This is a genomic window from Streptomyces sp. NPDC090108, assembly GCF_044747185.1.
Taxonomy (GTDB): domain Bacteria; phylum Actinomycetota; class Actinomycetes; order Streptomycetales; family Streptomycetaceae; genus Streptomyces.
Genome location: NZ_JBIVDQ010000001.1, coordinates 694,876 through 712,938 on the forward strand (window position 1 = coordinate 694,876; position 18,063 = coordinate 712,938).

Below are 18,063 nucleotides of genomic sequence, written 5' to 3' on the forward strand. Positions count from 1 at the left end.
TACCGGCTTCCGGCTTCCGGCTTCCGGCTTCCGGCTTCCGGCTTCCGGCTTCCGGCTTCCGGCTTCCGGCTTCCGGCTTCCGGCTTCCGGCTTCCGGCTTCCGGCCAGGTCTACCGCGCCCGTGGCGGGCGGCCGGGGCTCCCGGCCCGCGGCCCAGGGCCACCGGTCGGGTTCCCCGGCGGCCCCGGCGGCCCCCGCGGCCCCGGCGGCGTTCGCCTAGCTCTCCGGCGTCTCCGACGTGCTGGGCGCGCTCGCCGGAGCCTCCTGCGTGCCGCCCGGAGAGGCGGCCTGCGAGGCGGCCCCCGCCGCGGCCGACTCCGTCTGCGCGGCCCGCATCGCCGCTCCCACGATCCCCGCGTTGTTCTGGAGCTGGGCCGGCACGATCTCGGCCTTGATGCCCTGGATGTGGGGCAGGAACTTGTCGGCCTTGCGGCTCACTCCGCCGCCGATGATGAACAGGTCGGGCGAGAAGAGCATCTCGACATGGGCCAGGTACTTCTGCACGCGCCGCGCCCAGTGCTCCCAGCTGAGGTCCTGGTCCTCCTTGGCCTTGCTGGAGGCGCGCTTCTCGGCGTCGTGGCCGTTCAGCTCGAGGTGGCCCAGCTCGGTGTTGGGGACGAGGACGCCGTCGGTGAAGACGGCGCTGCCGATGCCGGTGCCGAAGGTGAGCAGGATGACCGTGCCCCCGCGGCCCCGGCCCGCGCCGAACTGCATCTCGGCGACGCCCGCCGCGTCCGCGTCGTTGACCACGGTCACCGGCAGGCCGCCGAGGCGTTCGCTGAAGAGGGCCCGCGCGTCGGTGTCGATCCAGCCGGGGTCGACGTTCGCCGCCGTACGGACGACCGCGCCGCCGGTGACCACTCCGGGGAAGGTCAGGCCCACCGGGCCGGTCCAGCCGAAGTGGTCGATCACCTGCTTCACACCGTCGGCGACGCCGTCGGGCGTCGCCGGGTGCGGGGTGAGCACCTTGCAGCGCTCCTGGGCCAGGTCGCCCTTGTCCAGGTCCACGGGAGCGCCCTTGATCCCGGATCCGCCGATGTCCACGCCGAAGATCTGCATGGCCCCACGTTACGACGGGCGACTGACGGTCACGCCACGGGGCGCAGAGTCGGTCACGCGTCCGACGTACCGGAGCCGCCGCGCTCGGCCACCAGGGCGGCCGCCTCGTCGCGCAGGTCGCGGCGGAGTTCCTTGGGCAGCGAGAAGGTGATCGACTCCTCGGCGGCCTTGACGAGCTCCACGTCGCCGTAGCCGCGCTCGGCGAGCCACTCCAGGACCTGCTCGACCAGCACCTCGGGCACGGAGGCGCCGGAGGTGACGCCGACCGTGGTGACGCCCTCCAGCCAGGCCTCCTCGATCTCGTCGGCGAAGTCCACGAGGTAGGCCTCGCGGGAGCCGGCGAGCTTGGCGACCTCGACCAGGCGCTTGGAGTTGGAGGAGTTGCGGGAGCCGACCACGATGACCAGCTCGGCCTCGGCGCCCATCTGCTTCACGGCGAGCTGACGGTTCTGCGTGGCGTAGCAGATGTCGTCGCTGGGCGGGGAGACGAGGCCGGGGAACTTCGCCTTCAGCGCGTCCACGGTCTCCATGGTCTCGTCCACGGAGAGGGTGGTCTGGGACAGCCAGACGATCTTCGAGGGGTCGCGGACCTCGACCTTGGCGACGTCCTCGGGGCCGTCGACGAGCTGGATGTGGTCGGGGGCCTCGCCGGAGGTGCCGATGACCTCCTCGTGGCCCTCGTGCCCGATCAGGAGGATGTCGTAGTCCTCGCTCGCGAAGCGGACGGCTTCCTTGTGGACCTTGGTCACCAGCGGGCAGGTCGCGTCGATGGTGGCGAGCTGTCCGCGCTTCGCCTCCTCGTGCACGGCCGGGGCGACGCCGTGGGCGGAGAACATCACGATGTTGCCCGGCGGCACCTCCTCCGTGCGCTCGACGAAGATGGCGCCCTTCTTCTCCAGGGTCTGCACGACGTACTTGTTGTGGACGATCTCGTGCCGGACGTAGATCGGGGCCCCGTACTGTTCGAGGGCCTTCTCGACGGCGATCACGGCGCGGTCCACACCGGCGCAGTAGCCACGGGGGGCGGCGAGCAGGACACGGCGGCCAGGAGAAGCGGTCATGGCACCCATCGTAAGGGCGGGTGCGGTGGGCCGGAGATCCCCCTCACGGGGTGTCCGGGGACACCGCCTTTGTCGGTACCGGCCGTTAGTCTCGCCGCATGGCTGTGAACACGTCTCCCGAAGCCCCGCTCCCGGTCGGTGAGGTCTCCCGGCTGATCGGCAGCTGGATCGACCGGCTCGGCGCGGTGTGGGTCGAGGGGCAGATCACGCAGCTGTCGCGGCGGCCGGGCGCGGGGGTCGTCTTCCTGACGCTGCGCGACCCGTCGCACGACATCTCGGTCGGCGTCACCTGCTACCGGCAGGTGTTCGACACGGTGGCCGACGTGGTCGGCGAGGGCGCCCGGGTCGTGGTGCTCGCCAAGCCGGAGTGGTACGCCCCGCGGGGGCAGCTGTCGCTGCGCGCCGCCGAGATACGGCCGGTGGGCGTGGGCGAGCTGCTGGCCCGGCTGGAGCAGCTGAAGAAGTCCCTGGCGGCCGAGGGGCTGTTCGCGCCCGAGCGCAAGAAGCCGCTCCCTTTCCTGCCGCAGCTGATCGGACTGGTCTGCGGCCGTGCCTCGGCTGCGGAGCGGGACGTCCTGGAGAACGCCCGGCACCGCTGGCCGGCCGTCCGTTTCGAGGTGCGCAACGTGCCCGTGCAGGGCGTCCACGCGGTGCCTCAGGTGGTACAGGCCGTCAAGGAACTGGACGCGATGGACGAGGTGGACGTCATCGTCGTGGCGCGGGGCGGCGGCAGCGTGGAGGACCTGCTGCCGTTCTCCGACGAGCAGCTGGTGCGGGCGGTGGCGCAGTGCCGTACGCCGGTCGTGTCCGCCATCGGGCACGAGCCGGACAACCCGCTGCTGGACCATGTGGCCGACCTGCGCGCCTCCACCCCGACCGACGCGGCCAAGAAGGTCGTGCCGGACGTGGGCGAGGAGGCGGAGCGGGTGCGGATGCTGCGGGATCGGGCCCGGCGGTGTGTGACCGGGCTCGTCGACCGGGAGCAGCGGGGTCTGGCGCACGCGCTGGCGCGGCCGTCGATGGAACATCCGCACCGGATGGTCGAGGAGCGCGCCGACCAGCTCGACGCGCTGCTGGGCCGCGCCCGGCGCACGCTCGGCCATCTCCTGGACCGCGCCGACTCGGAGCTGACGCACACGCACGCGCGTGTGGTCGCCCTCTCCCCCGCGGCCACGCTGCTGCGCGGATACGCGGTGCTCCAGAAGGCGGACGGGCACGTGGTGCGCGATCCGGGCGAGGTCGCACCGCGGGAGACGCTGCGGGCGCGGGTCGCCGAGGGCGAGTTCACGGTGCGGGTCGAAGTGCAGGGTTCGAGCGGTGCCGGTGACACCGGCGACAACGGCAATCTCTAAGGGTGGACATGACCGGCAGGACGGATGAGGCGCTCTCGTACGAGCAGGCGCGGGACGAGCTGATCGACGTCGTACGGCGTCTGGAGACCGGCGGTACGACGCTGGAGGAGTCCCTGGCGCTGTGGGAGCGCGGCGAGGAGCTGGCCAAGGTGTGCCGCCGCTGGCTGGAGGGCGCGCGGGCCCGGCTGGACGCGGCGCTGGCCGAGGAGGCGGCGGGAGAGTCCGGGCCGGAGGACGCGTAGGCCCTCCCGGGCGGGCCGGCGGGGCCGGGGTGGGCGCCGGGGGAGCACTGGCGCGGCTACGGAGCGGGCACTGACGCTGCACCGGGGGCCGCGGCGGGACCGGCCCGGCGACCGGGGCCGCGGGAGGACCGGCCCGGCGATCGGGGCCGCAGGAGGAGCGGTGCGGCGACCGGGGCGCAGTACGGCCGGTGCGGCGACCGGGGCCGGCGCGCATCGGCGGGGCCGGCTCGCGCGTGGCGGGGGACGTACGGGGACGCGATGGTGCGAACGTGTGAAGCGGATCACTGCGTCCGGAGTTTTGTTGAACGTTGAACTTAACGTGCGTAGGATCGAGCCCGTCAGCCGGTCCCCCCGGACCGGACGCGCATCCGAGGAAGTCACGCATGTCTCTCGTTCTTGACCCCGCCGCCCAGGACCTGCTCTTCCGCGAGGCCCGCACCGCGAACACCTTCACCGACGAGCCGGTGACCGACGAGCAGGTCCAGGCGATCTACGACCTGGTCAAGTACGGCCCGACCGCCTTCAACCAGAGCCCGCTGCGCGTCACGCTGGTCCGCTCCCCCGAGGCCCGCGAGCGCCTGGTGAAGCACCTGGCCGAGGGCAACCAGGCCAAGACGGCCGCCGCCCCGCTGGTCGCGATCCTCTCCGCGGACAACGAGTTCCACCAGGAGCTGCCGGCGCTGTTCCCGCACTTCCCGCAGGCCAAGGACGTGTTCTTCAGCGAGCGTCCGGTCCGCGAGGGTGCCGCCGGTCTGAACGCCGCGCTGCAGGCCGCGTACTTCATCATCGGCGTGCGCGCCGCGGGCCTCGCCGCCGGCCCGATGACCGGCCTCGACTTCGAGGGCGTCCGCAAGGAGTTCCTGGACGACGACCACACCCCGCTGATGGTCGTCAACATCGGCAAGCCCGGCGAGGACGCCTGGTTCCCGCGCTCGCCGCGCCTGGCCTACGACGACGTCGTCACGACCGTCTGAGCGGCCCCGCGCGCATGACGAAGGCCCCCGGCAGTGCCGGGGGCCTTCGTCGTACGCCGTCGCGCGCCGGGCGCGCGCGGCCGCCGTGCGCGCCCGGCCCACCGACCGGGCGCGCCACGGCTCACTTCGCCTTGAGGGCCGCCGCCATCGTCGTCAGCTGGTCGAAGGACCCGGTGCCGGCCACCACGGTGGTCGAGCCGGGGGTGTCCTCCAGGACGAGCGCGTCGTAGCGGCCGCCGCTGTAGCGGGTCCAGGTGCGGCCGTCGATCCGCTGGGTCCGCTCGGTCGCCGAGGCGCCCTGGCTGGCCTGGCCGATGACGTCGGCGCGCTTGCCGGCGGACTGCTCGACCTGCACGTACTGGCCGCCCGGCGCCTGGAAGCCGAGGTGCCAGCGGTCGGAGTCCTCGCCCTGGTAGCGCACGGAGGTCGCCTTCCAGGCCTCCGGCAGCCCCTCGGGGGCCTCCACCGGGTAGCTCGCCGCACGGCGTGCCGTGAGCAGCTCGACGCGGTAGTCGACCCGCTTGATGTCGGGAGCGTGATCGTCGTGCGGCACGAAGAGGTAGACCACCGCCGCCGCGATACCGATCAGGGCCAGCGAGAGGATCATGTCCCGGGCCGTCTTCTGCTTACCGTTCGAACCTGCCACGTCCCCTATGGTCGCAGGTGCCCCGTGCGCTCATCCGTGGGGCCCCCTGCTCATTTTGTCGGCCTAACGATAGAGTCGTGGAACACCCTCATCCGGCCGTCGTCGTATCAGAAAGGTGCGCTCCGATGACCGAACATCATCACCTGCCGTCCGAACTCGATGTCCCCTCCGAGGCTCCCGACCGCAACCTCGCCCTGGAACTCGTCCGGGTGACCGAGGCCGCCGCCATGGCCGCGGGCCGCTGGGTCGGCCGCGGCGACAAGAACGGCGCCGACGGCGCCGCCGTGCGCGCCATGCGGACCCTCGTCTCCACCGTGTCGATGAACGGCGTCGTCGTCATCGGCGAGGGCGAGAAGGACGAAGCCCCGATGCTGTTCAACGGGGAGCGCGTCGGTGACGGCACCGGCCCCGAGGTCGACATCGCCGTCGACCCGATCGACGGCACCACGCTGACGGCCAAGGGCATGCCGAACGCGATCGCCGTCCTGGCCGCCGCCGAGCGCGGCGCCATGTTCGACCCGTCCGCCGTGTTCTACATGGACAAGCTGGTCACCGGCCCCGAGGCCGCGGACTTCGTCGACATCGACGCGCCCGTGGCCGTGAACATCCGGCGGATCGCCAAGGCCAAGCGGTCCGCGCCGGAGGACGTCACGGTCGTCATCCTGGACCGCCCCCGGCACGAGGGCATCATCAAGGAGGTCCGGGAGGCCGGCGCCCGCATCAAGCTGATCTCCGACGGTGACGTCGCCGGCTCGATCCTGGCGCTGCGCGAGGGCACCGGCATCGACCTGCTGCTCGGCATCGGCGGCACCCCCGAGGGCATCATCTCGGCCTGCGCCGTGAAGTGCCTGGGCGGCACCATCCAGGGCAAGCTGTGGCCGAAGGACGACGAGGAGCGGGCCCGGGCGATCGACGCCGGGCACGACCTCGACCGGGTGCTGACCACCGAGGACCTGGTGCGCGGGGAGAACGTCTTCTTCGTCGCCACCGGCATCACCGACGGCGAGCTGATGCGCGGGGTGCGGTACCGGTCGGAGACCGCGACCACCGACTCCATCGTGATGCGCTCCAAGTCGGGGACCGTGCGGCGGATCGACTCCGAGCACCGGCTGAGCAAGCTGCGTGCCTACAGCGCGATCGACTTCGACCGGGCGAAGTAGCCCGGCGGACACGCGCCCGGACGGGCGGCACCCCCGGTGCGGAGGGGGTGCCGCCCGTCGGCGTTCAGCCCGCTATGCGGTTCGCCGTCGCCCGCGTCGCCGACTTCAGCTCCATCTCGCGCCGGCGGCGCCTGGCCAGGACCACCCGGCGCTCCGCCGCGGTCAGGCCGCCCCAGACGCCGTAGGGCTCGGGCTGGAGCAGGGCGTGCTCACGGCACTCGACCATGACGGGACAGCGGGCGCACACCCGCTTCGCCGCCTCCTCGCGGGACAGCCGGGCGGCGGTCGGCTCCTTCGACGGGGCGAAGAAGAGGCCGGCCTCGTCACGCCGGCACACCGCTTCGGTGTGCCAGGGCGTGTCCTGGTCCCTGCCCCTGTCCCTGTCTCGCGTCGGCACCCGCTGGGCCGGTACGGCAGCTACCTGTAGAGACGAATGCGGCGGTTGCGGCACGGTCTACTCCTGACGACGGCTTCGCGAGCGAGAGACGATGCAGCAGCCCTACCCGCTGTGCGCGCGCCTATGCACAGCGTTCCCGACCGCAGGCGCGCGACGGCTTGTTCACGCCCCCCGGAAGCCTTCCGCGGGGCGGACCGTATCGTTCCGCACCCGCCGCGGGATTCGCGACCGTCAACGGTCCAGGTGTTTGCGCAGCTTCCGGTCGAGTTTGGCCTGGACCCGCTCCTGGACCCGTTCCGAGACCCGGTCGAGGATGTCCGAGACCAGCTTGCCGCGCTTGGGACGCGCCTCCACGTTGCCGAGCACGGCCCAGCCGTCGACGTAGACCACGGGCGCGTCGGCCTCGGCCGAGTCCAGGGTGTCGGCCTCGAAGTTGCCGAGGACACCGCCGCCGGTGCCGCGCAGGGACACGTTCTCCGGCACCCGGATCTGGATGTCGCCGAAGACCGAGACCGCCTTGATCACGACCTGCTGGTACTCGAAGATCGCCTCGCTGAGGTCGATCTCGACGCTGCCGAAGACGGCGTACGCGTGCAGGCGGCGCCCGGCGCGCCAGCGGCCGCGGCGCACGGCGCTGCTGAACACCGCCACCACGCTGGCGTCGGCCTCGGCCGGGACCGCCCCGGGCTCGGGGTGCGCGGGGGCCGACACGTAGGCGGGGCCGGTCCGGCGCTGGTGGGCGCCCGGCAGATCGCGGATGTAGACGTCCAGTTCACCCACCGTCTTGGTGTGCAGCACCCCCTCCACGCGCTCGGCGTGCTCCTCGGCGGTCAGCCGGCCCTCGGCCAGTGCCTCGCGGAGGATGTCGGCGACTCGGTCACGGTCGGCGTCCGAGGCGCGCAGCTCGGACACGCGCGCCGCGCCGTCCTGGGGCTGGGCGGGCTGAGCCTGCTTCTGAAGGTCCACGGCAGCAGCGTACCGAAACGCGATAGATCGCGACTAGGGGGCGTCTCTTCGATCTTCGCGGATCAGGCCGCGGCGTCCGGTGCGGTGCCTCGGCGTGCGGCCGGACCGCCCTCGTACTGGGCGTACGTGGGCGGTTCGGCCGTGCGGCGAGGTGCCGTGCCGGGCGTCGCGGACCCACGAAGATCGGAGAGACGCCCCCTAGGGGGTGGGCGTCCCTACTGAGCCTTACCTCACAGGATTCGTCCCGGCGGCAGGTTCTACGCTGGTGGGGCCCGCCAGCGTCGGCGGGCGGCCATCCGTCAGAGTGAGGAATGGGCTGCGATGCCTGAGTTCGCGTACACCGATCTGCTTCCCCAGGGCGAGGACACCACCCCCTACCGGCTGGTGACCTCGGAGGGCGTGTCCACCGTCGAGGGTCCGGACGGGCGCACGTTCCTCAAGGTGGAGCCGGAGGCGCTGCGCAAGCTCGCCGAAGAGGCGATCCACGACATCCAGCACTACCTGCGCCCGGCCCACCTCGCGCAGCTGCGCCGCATCATCGACGACCCCGAGGCGTCGGCCAACGACAAGTTCGTCGCGCTGGACCTGCTGAAGAACGCGAACATCGCGGCGGCGGGCGTGCTGCCCATGTGCCAGGACACCGGCACGGCGATCGTCATGGGCAAGCGTGGCCAGAACGTGCTGACCGAGGGCGGCGACGAGGCGGCGCTGAGCCGCGGCATCTACGACGCGTACCTGAACCTCAACCTGCGCTACTCGCAGATGGCTCCGCTCACCATGTGGGAGGAGAAGAACACCGGCTCCAACCTCCCGGCGCAGATCGAGCTGTACGCGACCGACGGCGGCGCCTACAAGTTCCTGTTCATGGCCAAGGGCGGCGGCAGCGCCAACAAGTCCTTCCTCTACCAGGAGACCAAGGCCGTCCTGAACGAGTCCTCCATGATGAAGTTCCTGGAGGAGAAGATCCGTTCGCTCGGCACGGCCGCCTGCCCGCCGTACCACCTGGCGATCGTCGTCGGCGGCACCAGCGCCGAGTTCGCGCTGAAGACCGCGAAGTACGCCTCCGCGCACTACCTGGACGAGATCCCGGCGGAGGGCTCCGAGCTCGGCCACGGCTTCCGGGACAAGGAGCTGGAGGAGAAGGTCTTCGAGCTGACGCAGAAGATCGGCATCGGCGCGCAGTTCGGCGGCAAGTACTTCTGCCACGACGTGCGCGTGGTGCGCCTGCCGCGGCACGGCGCGTCCTGCCCGGTCGCCATCGCCGTGTCCTGCTCGGCCGACCGCCAGGCCGTCGCGAAGATCACCGCCGAGGGCGTCTTCCTGGAGCAGCTGGAGACGGACCCGGCGCGCTTCCTGCCGGAGACGACCGACGAGCACCTGGACGAGGCGTCCGACGTCGTCGAGATCGACCTCAACCAGCCGATGGACACGATCCTCGCCGAGCTGACGAAGTACCCGGTCAAGACCCGGCTCTCGCTCACCGGACCGCTGGTCGTGGCCCGCGACATCGCGCACGCCAAGATCAAGGAACGCCTCGACGCGGGCGAGGAGATGCCGCAGTACCTGAAGGACCACCCGGTGTACTACGCCGGTCCGGCCAAGACCCCCGAGGGGTACGCCTCCGGGTCCTTCGGTCCGACGACGGCCGGCCGCATGGACTCCTACGTGGAGCAGTTCCAGGCGGCGGGCGGTTCCAAGGTGATGCTCGCCAAGGGCAACCGCAGCAAGCAGGTCACCTCCGCGTGCGACGCGCACGGCGGCTTCTACCTGGGCTCCATCGGCGGGCCGGCGGCGCGGCTGGCGCAGGACTGCATCAAGAAGGTCGAGGTCCTCGAGTACGAGGAGCTGGGCATGGAGGCGGTCTGGAAGATCGAGGTCGAGGACTTCCCGGCGTTCATCGTGGTGGACGACAAGGGGAACGACTTCTTCCAGGATCCGGCGCCGGCGCCGACGTTCACGACGATTCCCGTGCGGGGGCCTGGGCTGGCGTAGGTTCCCAAAGGGGCGGCGGGGGCTTCTCCGCCCGCGCCGCCCCTGCCCGTCCCGTCCCTGAGGGGCTCCGCCCCTTCACCCCCGCCGGGGCCGAGCCCCGGACCCCGGTCGGCCTGACGGCCTCGTCCTCAAGCGCCGGACAGGCTGAGTGGTGGCCCATCCTGAGAAGTGCCGCCCGGGCCGATCGGTTCAGGTGTTCAGGAGGAGGGCCGCGAGGTCCTTCCTGTTGGTGATGCCGAGCTTGCCGCAGACGCGGTAGAGGTGGCCTTCCACCGTGCGGACGGAGACGGTCAGGCGGTCGGCGATCTGCTGGTTGGTGAGACCGCGGGCCGCGAGGACCGCGATCTCGCGTTCGCGGCGGGTCAGCGGCACCGGCCGGGCCGCTTCGAGGAGGGCCGGGGTGCGGGCCCCCTGGCAGGCCTCGGCGAGCCGGTGGGCGCGGGCAGCGGCGGCGTGGGCGGGGGCCCGGTCCCCGTGCCGCAGATGGGTGCTCGCGCACTGCGCGGCGGCGTCCGCGGCGACCAGCAGATCGCCCGTCTCCTCCCAGCGGGCGGAGGCGGCGCGCAGTCCCTCGCCGTCGCGGGTGCTCAGCGCGGCGGCGTGCGCGGCGGCGGCCCGTACCCGCGGGCCGTCGACCCGGGCGGCCAGGCCGGCGAGCCGCGCGGCGAGCGAGGTGTCACCGAGGCAGACGGCGGTCTGGAGGGCCAGCACCTCGTGCGCGTGCTGGCCGTTGCGGGCGGCGGCGTCGGCGCCCGCGCGGGCCAGGGCGACCGCCTCGCCGAGCGCCCCCTCGACGGCGCTCACCCAGGCCCGTGCCAGGGCGAGTTCGGGGTCGAGGACCGCGAAGGACGGGCTCCGCTCGGCCTCCAGTTCCGCCAGTGAGCTGCGGGCCCCCGGCAGATCGCCGGTGAGGGCCAGGGCGCGGGTCAGCGACAGCAGGCAGAAGTACACGAACCCGCCGGCGTTGCCGTGTTCGCGCAGGCCCACGAGGGCTTCGCGCAGGCGCCGTACGGCGTCGGCCACCCGGCCGCGGGCCAGCTCGGTCTCGCCGACGAGGAAGCCGCCGAGTTCGTCGCCGAAGTCCTGGTCCCGGGTCTCCTCCCGGAACCGGGCCGCGACGTCCCCGGCCTCCCGCAGCCGGCCCGCCAGGCGCAGCCCCGTGACGTGGGCCATCGTCAGCGGGGCGCGCAGGAAGCCGAGCTGGCTGGAGCGCGCGGCGGCCTCGGTGCCCCGGGCGGCGGCCGGGGACAGGAGGTCGGCGCGGCCCGTCACCCCGAGGGCGGCCACCAGCCCGACGGAGGCCAGGATGACCGGTTCGTCCGGCAGGTCGGGGGCCTGGAGCGCGGCGGTGGCGCACGCGACGGCGCGGGCCACGCGTCCCTGGGTCGCCTCCAGGTAGGAGCGCAGTGCCGTCAGCTGGCGCCGGAAGCCGGGCTGCCGGACGCGGGACTCGGCCTCGTCCAGGACGGCTTCCGCCTCGGCGGGTCCGCTCGTCACGTAGGCGAGCGCGGGGACCCGGACCAGGGTCGCCCGGATCAGTTCGGCGTCCGTGGCGGCCAGGGCGGTGAGGACGGCCAGCTCGTCCTCGATGTCCTTGTGCCGGGTCGTCGCGGCGAGCGCGGTGGTGACCAGCAGTTGCGCCTCGAAGCCGGCGCCGGCCGCGACCGCCGCCCTGGCCAGCCGCTCGACCAGGGGCATGTCGGCGAGGAGCGCGGCGTGCGCGGCCGCCGCGGTGAACAGGTCCGGGTCGGGCGGCAGGTCGGAGTCCAGGGCGAGCACGGCCCGGCGCAGGGTGTCGTCGTGGTGGTGTCCGGGGCGGTCGGCGAGCGCCCGTGCCATCCGGCCGCGCAGCCGGCGGGCGCGCAGGGTGCCGAGGGCGGCGCGGCGCACCTCGCCGTACAGGGGGTGGGCGAGCCGGGCCCAGAGGGTGTCGCCGGCCTGCTCCACCGTCACCAGCCCCCGCGCCTCGGCCTCCTCGACCGCCCGCGGGTCGGCGAGCCGGCCGAGGAGTGCCGTGTCGACGGGTTCACCGAGGGCGAGGAGGTCCACCACGTCCCGCTCGGTGCCGGAGAGTTCGCCCATGCGGGCGGCGACCAGGTCGGCGAGCACGGGTGAGACGGCCGGCGGCCCGGACCAGCGCCACAGGCCCCGCACCCGGCGCAGATGACGCACCGCCAGTTCGGTGTCGATCACGTGCCGCAGGATCAGGGCGTTGCCCCGGGTGAGTTTCCACAGCCGGGCGACGGCGGTGCGGTCCACGGGGCCGCCGAGGACCGCTTCGAGGAGGGCGCCGGTCTGCGGCGGGGACAGCGGCCGTACCTCCACGCGGTCCAGGTGGCCGTCCTTCCACAGCGCGGTCACGGCGTCCGGGGCCGGGCGGCCGGCCTGCACCGTGATCACGACCGCGGCGGCCTGCCGCAGCACCAGCTGGTGGACGAGCAGCGCGGACAGGTCGTCGAGGAGGTGCGCGTCGTCGACCGCGATCACCGGGCCGGCCGGACCGGTGCCGGTGAGCAGCGCGGCCGTCGTCCGCTCCAGCGCCCGGGAGGCGTCCCCGTCGCCGGGTCCGGCCCAGGCGGCGAACGCTCCCAGCGGCCGGGCCCGCGCCGAGGCCGTGCCGGTCGCCCACCTGGTGGCGGCACCGCGGCGCACGGCGGCCGCGACCGCCTCCCGGGCGAGCCGGGTCTTGCCCACCCCGGCCGCTCCGGCGAGCAGCACGCCGCGTGCGTGACGGCCGCGCCGCCCCACCCTCTCGATGAACCGCAGTTCTTCCGTACGGCCGGTCAACGGCCATTCCCGCCCCAGTTCCCGCCCCACACGGAGAATCCTACAAACCGGGACATCCGTCCCGAAGCCCAATTCGAGTAGCCAACTACTCGGGACCGCCCGTACCGGTACGGCGATCCTGGTCCGGCACCCGCACCAACGGTGAGGAAAGGACCATTCAGTGAGCAGCATCCGGACCATCGGCGGGACCCGTCGCACCCGCAAGCTCCTGGCCACCGCCGTGGCCACCGCCGCGCTGACCGCCGGCGCCCTGATACCCACGGCGGGCGCGGCCGCCGCGCCCGCGCACGCCCCGGCCTGGAAGTCCTTCACGTGGCACACCCTGCGCAAGGGCGACTGCACCATGTTCCGGGGCGCGCGGTGGACCGTGTACCCGGACGGCACGGCCTATTTCCGGGCCACGGTCACCAGCAGCGACAACAACGACGCCTGGCTGATGCGGGCGCGCCTGAAGGACGCGGACGGGGCGGTTCTCACGGCCCTGCGCAACGCGCGTCTCCAGGACCCGGCCGTCCCGGCCAAGTTCGTGAAGAACCTGCCCGACCGCACCCAGCGGTACGTGTGGACGGCCAAGGGGACCTTCGACCCCGGCTGGTACGACGACATCGCGCGCATGTCCCTCGTCAGCAGCTGCTGAGCGGGGCCGGCCGCGGGCCGCGCCCGGGTCGCCGCGACAGCGGCGGCCGGGCGTCCGATCCTGGAACGGGGTCGCGGGAATAGCGTGCGTCCCGCCCGTGCTCCCGTTCCAGGAGGTACCACGACGATGACGACGACGGGTGCAGCGGACGGCGGGCAGGACTACCGCACCGAGCACGACTCCATGGGCGAGGTACGGGTCCCCGCCCACGCCAAGTGGCGGGCGCAGACGCAGCGTGCCGTGGAGAACTTCCCCGTGTCCGGGCAGCGCCTGGAGCGGGCGCACATCGAGGCGCTGGCCCGGATCAAGGGGGCCGCGGCGAAGGTGAACGCCGGTCTCGGGGTGCTGGAGGCGGACGTCGCGGCGGCGATCGAGGAGGCGGCCGGGGAGGTCGCCGAGGGGAAGTGGGACGAGCACTTCCCGGTGGACGTGTTCCAGACCGGGTCCGGGACCTCGTCCAACATGAACGCCAACGAGGTGATCGCCACCCTCGCGAGCGAGCGGCTGGGCCGGGACGTGCACCCCAACGACCACGTGAACGCCTCGCAGTCGTCCAACGACGTGTTCCCCTCGTCGATCCACATCGCCGCCACCGCCGCGGTCACCCGTGATCTGATCCCGGCGCTGGAGCACCTGGCCGCCGCGCTCAGCGCCAGGTCCGTGGAGTTCGCGGACGTGGTGAAGTCCGGGCGCACGCATCTGATGGACGCGACGCCGGTGACGCTGGGGCAGGAGTTCGGCGGCTACGCCGCCCAGGTCCGCTACGGCGTGGAGCGGCTGCGGTCCTCGCTGCCGAGGCTGGCCGAGCTGCCGCTGGGCGGGACGGCGGTGGGGACCGGGATCAACACGCCGCCCGGGTTCTCCGCCGCGGTGATCCGGGAGGTGGCGCGGGCGACCGGGCTGCCGCTGACCGAGGCCCGCGACCATTTCGAGGCGCAGGGCGCCCGGGACGGGATCGTGGAGACCAGCGGGCAGCTGCGGACGATCGCGGTCGGGCTGACGAAGATCGCCAACGATCTGCGCTGGATGGCGTCGGGCCCGCGCACCGGGCTGGCCGAGATCCGGCTGCCCGATCTCCAGCCCGGCTCGTCGATCATGCCGGGCAAGGTCAACCCGGTGGTGCCGGAGGCCGTGCTCATGGTCGCGGCCCAGGTGATCGGCAACGACGCGACGATCGCCACCGCCGGAGCCTCGGGGAACTTCGAGCTGAACGTGATGCTCCCGGTGATCGCGCGGAACGTGCTGGAGTCGGTCCGGCTGCTGGCCAACGTCTCCCGGCTGCTGGCCGACCGGACGGTCGACGGCATCACCGCCGACCGCGAACGGGCCCGTGAGTACGCCGAGTCCTCGCCGTCCGTGGTGACCCCGCTGAACAAGTACCTGGGGTACGAGGAGGCCGCGAAGGTCGCCAAGAGGTCGCTCGCCGAGCGGCGGACCATCCGGGAGGTCGTCCTGGAGGGCGGCTATGTGGAGCGGGGTGTCCTCACCCTGGAACAGCTCGACGAGGCGCTGGATGTCCTGCGGATGACGCACCCGTGACGCCTGGCGAACCTTTCCGGCCCGCGGCCGGGAACCGTGAGAGGGATCGCAGCGTCGTGTGCCGCAGGCACCTAATATCTGTCCATGACGGACGACGGAGCGGTGAGACGAGTGGAAGCGGTCCCTGCCACGTACTGGGCGCCGGGGACCCCGATCCTGTGGCGGTACCGGGAGAACGCCGGCGAGCACTTCCACGTCGTGCGCCCGGTGACCGTCGTACGGGACGACGCGGACCTGCTCGCGGTCTGGATGGCGCCCGGCACCGAGTGCGTGAAGCCCGTGCTGGCCGACGGCAGGCCGCTGCACCTGGAACCGCTGGAGACCCGCTACACCAAGCCGCGCACGGTCCAGCGGGGCCGCTGGTTCGGCACGGGCGTGCTGAAGCTCGCCCGGCCCGGTGAGCCCTGGTCGGTGTGGCTGTTCTGGGACCCGGGCTGGCAGTTCAAGAACTGGTACGTCAATCTCGAAGAACCGCTGGCCCGTTGGTCGGGCGGGGTGGACTCCGAGGACCACTTCCTGGACATCACCGTGAATCCCGACCGCAGTTGGGACTGGCGCGACGAGGACGAGTTCGCACAGGCCCAGCGGGACGGGCTGATGGACACGGACACCGCCGGGCGGGTGCGGGCGGCGGGGCTCGCGGCGGTGGAGACCATCCGGGGCTGGGGGCCGCCGTTCACTGACGGCTGGCAGCACTGGCGCCCGGACCCGTCCTGGGGAGTACCGTCGCTTCCTGGGGACTGGGACCGCACACCCGCGCGCATGTCCTCATGAGACCCTTGATGCGCCCCCGGACCACAACCGTAGGATCGTCCTCCGCAAGGGCGCCGATTCGTAACTCCCGGATCTTGCGCCGGGCTTGACCGTATGTCACCGAGGGGCGGCAGGAAGTGATCGAGGGGTACCAGGGCAACACCATCGCGGACCGCGCCACGTTCGCCGGTGGCGCGGGAACAACCTGTGACCACGCGGGAATTCCGTTCCTGGGGCACGTATTCCGGGTATCGGGATTTCGGCGGGACCATCTGCGCGCCCGGCGCGCAGCCCCGGACGGATGGATTCGACACGCGTGACGGAGCAGCCCACGTCCTACGGACGCCCCCAGGCGGGCGCCGACCCCGCGGAGCACCGCGGGGCGCTCCTGCGTACCCCGAAGCCGCTCGGCGCCTCCGGCTTACCCGCACAGGCCGGGGCGGACGGAACCCCGTCCCCTCCGGGCACGACCGCGCCCCACGGCAAGGGCGACAAGGAGAAGGAGCCTCCAGTCAACGGCCCCGAACACTCCCAGCCGGCCACCGACGAGCCGGTGGGGGCATCTCCCGCGCGTGCGCAGTCGAGCGTGGGAGACCATCGTCCGCGTCCCGCGCCGGAGAGCATTCCGCCGCAGCCCGGGGCCGATCAGGAGCGCACGCCGACCGGGCAGGAGCGCCGTACCGGGCGGGGTCTGCCGCCGGGGCGTCCGATGCCGATGCGCCGTGACGGCGACCGGCTGCGCTTCGTGGGCGCCGCGACCCGGCGGATCGCCCGCGGTCTGGACCTGGACGAGATCGTGATGGGTCTGTGCCGGGCCACGGTGCCGACGTTCTCGGACGCGATCCTCGTCTACCTCCGGGACCCGCTGCCGGTGGGCGACGAGCGGCCCACCGGTCCCGTCGTGCTCCGGCTGCGCCGCTCGGACCGGATACCGGACGAGCGCGGCACCGAGGGCCTGCTGCCCCCGCCCTTCCCGGAACCGGAGCCGGACCCGTCGGGTCTGGCCGTGTTCTCGGGCTTCTCGGGTCCCCCGGCGCTCACCGCCGAACTGTGCGAGGTGCGGCCGGGAGGCGCGCTGAACGAGGTGCTGCGCGGGGTGCGGCCGGTGTTCGCGGACACCCCCGCGGCCCGGGCCGCGCTGCCCGAGCTGCTCGGCGAGGGCGGCGAGGCGCTCGTACCGGACGGTCAGCACGCGATCCTCGCGCCGCTGCGCGGGCGGCGGCGGGTGATCGGCGCGGCGGTGTTCCTGCGCCGCCCGGAGCGCCAGGCGTTCGAGGTCGACGACCTGCTGGTGGCGGCGCAGCTCGCCACCCACAGCGCGCTCGGCATCGACAAGGCGGTGCTGTACGGCCGTGAGGCGTACATCGCCGACGAGCTGCAGCGCACCATGCTGCCCGAGACGCTGCCGCACCCGACGGGCGTGCGGCTGGCCTCGCGGTATCTGCCGGCGGCGGAGACCGCGCGGGTGGGCGGCGACTGGTACGACGCGATCCCGCTGCCCGGCAGCAGGGTGGCGCTGGTGGTCGGTGACGTCATGGGGCACTCCATGACCTCGGCGGCGATCATGGGCCAGCTGCGGACGACGGCGCAGACCCTGGCCGGTCTCGACCTGCCTCCGCAGGAGGTGCTGCACCACCTGGACGAGCAGGCGCAGCGGCTGGGCACCGACCGGATGGCGACCTGCCTGTACGCCGTCTACGACCCCGTCACGCACCGCATCACCATCGCCAACGCAGGTCATCCGCCGCCCGTGCTGCTGCACCTGGGCGGCCGGGCCGAGGTGCTGCGGGTGCCGCCGGGCGCGCCGATCGGCGTGGGCGGTGTGGACTTCGAGGCGGTCGAGCTGGACGCGCCCGCCGGGGCCACGCTGCTGCTGTACACGGACGGCCTGGTGGAGTCCCGGCTGCGGGACGTGTGGACCGGGATAGAGCAGCTGCGCGAGAAGCTCGCCGCGACCGCGCAGCTGACCGGACCCGACCACTCGCCGCCGCTGGAGGCCCTCTGCGACGAGGTGCTGGACATGCTGGGCCCGGGCGACCGGGACGACGACATCGCGCTGCTCGCGGCCCGCTTCGACGGGATCGCGCCGAGCGACGTGGCGTACTGGTCGCTCGATCCGGAGGACTCGGCTCCCGGCCGGGCCCGCCGGCTGGCCCGGCGCGCGCTGTCGCGGTGGGGCATGGAGGACCTGACGGACTCGGTGGAGCTGCTGGTCAGCGAGGTGGTCACCAACGCGGTGCGCTACGCCTCGCGTCCGGTGACGCTGCGTCTGCTGCGCACGGACGTGCTGCGCTGCGAGGTCGGCGACGACGTGCCGCAGCTGCCGCGGCTGCGGCAGGCGCGGGCGACGGACGAGGGCGGCCGGGGGCTGTACCTGGTCAACAAGATGGCCCGCCGCTGGGGCGCGACGCGGCTGAGCACCGGCAAGGTGGTGTGGTTCGAACTGAACCGGAGCTGAGCCCCTGCGGGTTCTCGGTGGTGACGACGCGAAGGGCGCC

At 73.0% G+C, this 18,063-nt stretch carries 15 protein-coding genes; 9 read left to right on the forward strand and 6 right to left on the reverse strand.

Going from position 1 to position 18,063, the window contains the following annotated elements; all coding sequences use genetic code 11:
• Positions 1 to 216: 216 nt before the first annotated feature.
• Entirely contained in the window at positions 217 to 1,059 is an 843-nt protein-coding gene (gene ppgK, locus ACIPRD_RS03005; protein ID WP_401559383.1) for a polyphosphate--glucose phosphotransferase, read from the reverse strand.
• Positions 1,060 to 1,112: 53 nt separating this feature from the next.
• Complete coding sequence (locus ACIPRD_RS03010) at positions 1,113 to 2,129, reverse strand: 4-hydroxy-3-methylbut-2-enyl diphosphate reductase (RefSeq protein ID WP_356409349.1); 1,017 nt, start codon at positions 2,127 to 2,129, stop codon at positions 1,113 to 1,115.
• An 89-nt stretch (positions 2,130 to 2,218) separates the two neighbouring features.
• Here ACIPRD_RS03010 and xseA point away from each other — a divergent pair, with 89 nt between their 5' ends.
• From xseA to ACIPRD_RS03025, 3 genes are all read left to right on the forward strand, one after another.
• Positions 2,219 to 3,472: an exodeoxyribonuclease VII large subunit gene (gene xseA / locus ACIPRD_RS03015; protein ID WP_401559386.1), complete on the forward strand. Its 1,254-nt coding sequence runs from the start codon at positions 2,219 to 2,221 to the stop codon at positions 3,470 to 3,472.
• Between the two features lie 8 nt (positions 3,473 to 3,480).
• Positions 3,481 to 3,714 (forward strand): exodeoxyribonuclease VII small subunit, encoded by a 234-nt coding sequence (locus ACIPRD_RS03020; protein WP_356409343.1) that lies wholly within the window; start codon positions 3,481 to 3,483, stop codon positions 3,712 to 3,714.
• A 383-nt stretch (positions 3,715 to 4,097) separates the two neighbouring features.
• Positions 4,098 to 4,688: a malonic semialdehyde reductase gene (locus tag ACIPRD_RS03025; protein ID WP_356409340.1), complete on the forward strand. Its 591-nt coding sequence runs from the start codon at positions 4,098 to 4,100 to the stop codon at positions 4,686 to 4,688.
• Between the two features lie 121 nt (positions 4,689 to 4,809).
• On the opposite strand, the gene ACIPRD_RS03030 is transcribed toward ACIPRD_RS03025, so the two are convergent.
• Positions 4,810 to 5,334: a DUF4245 domain-containing protein gene (locus tag ACIPRD_RS03030; protein ID WP_356409337.1), complete on the reverse strand. Its 525-nt coding sequence runs from the start codon at positions 5,332 to 5,334 to the stop codon at positions 4,810 to 4,812.
• 125 nt (positions 5,335 to 5,459) lie between these two features.
• Between ACIPRD_RS03030 and glpX the strand changes: the two genes are divergently transcribed.
• The gene (gene glpX / locus ACIPRD_RS03035; RefSeq protein ID WP_330459580.1) at positions 5,460 to 6,494 is read left to right on the forward strand and encodes a class II fructose-bisphosphatase; all 1,035 of its coding nucleotides are present in this window, start codon (positions 5,460 to 5,462) and stop codon (positions 6,492 to 6,494) included.
• Positions 6,495 to 6,558: 64 nt separating this feature from the next.
• Here the strand turns inward: glpX and ACIPRD_RS03040 are convergent, their stop codons facing one another.
• Together ACIPRD_RS03040 and ACIPRD_RS03045 are read right to left on the reverse strand one after the other, a co-directional pair.
• Positions 6,559 to 6,945: a WhiB family transcriptional regulator gene (locus ACIPRD_RS03040; RefSeq protein WP_356409333.1), complete on the reverse strand. Its 387-nt coding sequence runs from the start codon at positions 6,943 to 6,945 to the stop codon at positions 6,559 to 6,561.
• 177 nt (positions 6,946 to 7,122) lie between these two features.
• Positions 7,123 to 7,857, reverse strand: coding sequence for a DUF1707 domain-containing protein (locus ACIPRD_RS03045; protein WP_356409330.1), 735 nt, complete (start codon positions 7,855 to 7,857; stop codon positions 7,123 to 7,125).
• Between the two features lie 321 nt (positions 7,858 to 8,178).
• Between ACIPRD_RS03045 and ACIPRD_RS03050 the strand changes: the two genes are divergently transcribed.
• Positions 8,179 to 9,849, forward strand: coding sequence for a fumarate hydratase (locus ACIPRD_RS03050; protein WP_401559392.1), 1,671 nt, complete (start codon positions 8,179 to 8,181; stop codon positions 9,847 to 9,849).
• A 189-nt stretch (positions 9,850 to 10,038) separates the two neighbouring features.
• On the opposite strand, the gene ACIPRD_RS03055 is transcribed toward ACIPRD_RS03050, so the two are convergent.
• The gene (locus tag ACIPRD_RS03055; RefSeq protein WP_401559394.1) at positions 10,039 to 12,666 is read right to left on the reverse strand and encodes a LuxR C-terminal-related transcriptional regulator; all 2,628 of its coding nucleotides are present in this window, start codon (positions 12,664 to 12,666) and stop codon (positions 10,039 to 10,041) included.
• A 130-nt stretch (positions 12,667 to 12,796) separates the two neighbouring features.
• Here ACIPRD_RS03055 and ACIPRD_RS03060 point away from each other — a divergent pair, with 130 nt between their 5' ends.
• The 4 genes from ACIPRD_RS03060 to ACIPRD_RS03075 all read left to right on the forward strand — a co-directional run bounded on the left by ACIPRD_RS03060 (position 12,797) and on the right by ACIPRD_RS03075 (position 18,023).
• Entirely contained in the window at positions 12,797 to 13,273 is a 477-nt protein-coding gene (locus tag ACIPRD_RS03060) for a DUF6294 family protein (RefSeq protein ID WP_401559397.1), read from the forward strand.
• Positions 13,274 to 13,399: 126 nt separating this feature from the next.
• Positions 13,400 to 14,812 (forward strand): class II fumarate hydratase, encoded by a 1,413-nt coding sequence (locus ACIPRD_RS03065; RefSeq protein ID WP_356409318.1) that lies wholly within the window; start codon positions 13,400 to 13,402, stop codon positions 14,810 to 14,812.
• Between the two features lie 84 nt (positions 14,813 to 14,896).
• Positions 14,897 to 15,586 carry a DUF402 domain-containing protein gene (locus ACIPRD_RS03070; protein WP_356409315.1) on the forward strand — a complete coding sequence of 230 codons (690 nt, stop codon included), beginning with the start codon at positions 14,897 to 14,899 and terminating at the stop codon, positions 15,584 to 15,586.
• A gap of 295 nt (positions 15,587 to 15,881) precedes the next feature.
• Positions 15,882 to 18,023, forward strand: a complete 2,142-nt coding sequence (locus ACIPRD_RS03075; protein ID WP_356409312.1) for a SpoIIE family protein phosphatase — start codon at positions 15,882 to 15,884, stop codon at positions 18,021 to 18,023.
• The last annotated feature ends 40 nt before the right edge of the window (positions 18,024 to 18,063 follow it).

What these genes read in the sequence shown, in the direction of transcription:
- ppgK (WP_401559383.1), bottom strand. Translation starts at nt 1,059, where the DNA reads ATGCAGATCTTCGGCGTGGACATCGGCGGATCCGGGATCAAGGGCGCT.
- ACIPRD_RS03010 (WP_356409349.1), bottom strand. Translation starts at nt 2,129, where the DNA reads ATGGGTGCCATGACCGCTTCTCCTGGCCGCCGTGTCCTGCTCGCCGCC.
- xseA (WP_401559386.1), top strand. Translation starts at nt 2,219, where the DNA reads ATGGCTGTGAACACGTCTCCCGAAGCCCCGCTCCCGGTCGGTGAGGTC.
- ACIPRD_RS03020 (WP_356409343.1), top strand. Translation starts at nt 3,481, where the DNA reads ATGACCGGCAGGACGGATGAGGCGCTCTCGTACGAGCAGGCGCGGGAC.
- ACIPRD_RS03025 (WP_356409340.1), top strand. Translation starts at nt 4,098, where the DNA reads ATGTCTCTCGTTCTTGACCCCGCCGCCCAGGACCTGCTCTTCCGCGAG.
- glpX (WP_330459580.1), top strand. Translation starts at nt 5,460, where the DNA reads ATGACCGAACATCATCACCTGCCGTCCGAACTCGATGTCCCCTCCGAG.
- ACIPRD_RS03050 (WP_401559392.1), top strand. Translation starts at nt 8,179, where the DNA reads ATGCCTGAGTTCGCGTACACCGATCTGCTTCCCCAGGGCGAGGACACC.
- ACIPRD_RS03065 (WP_356409318.1), top strand. Translation starts at nt 13,400, where the DNA reads ATGACGACGACGGGTGCAGCGGACGGCGGGCAGGACTACCGCACCGAG.
- ACIPRD_RS03070 (WP_356409315.1), top strand. Translation starts at nt 14,897, where the DNA reads ATGACGGACGACGGAGCGGTGAGACGAGTGGAAGCGGTCCCTGCCACG.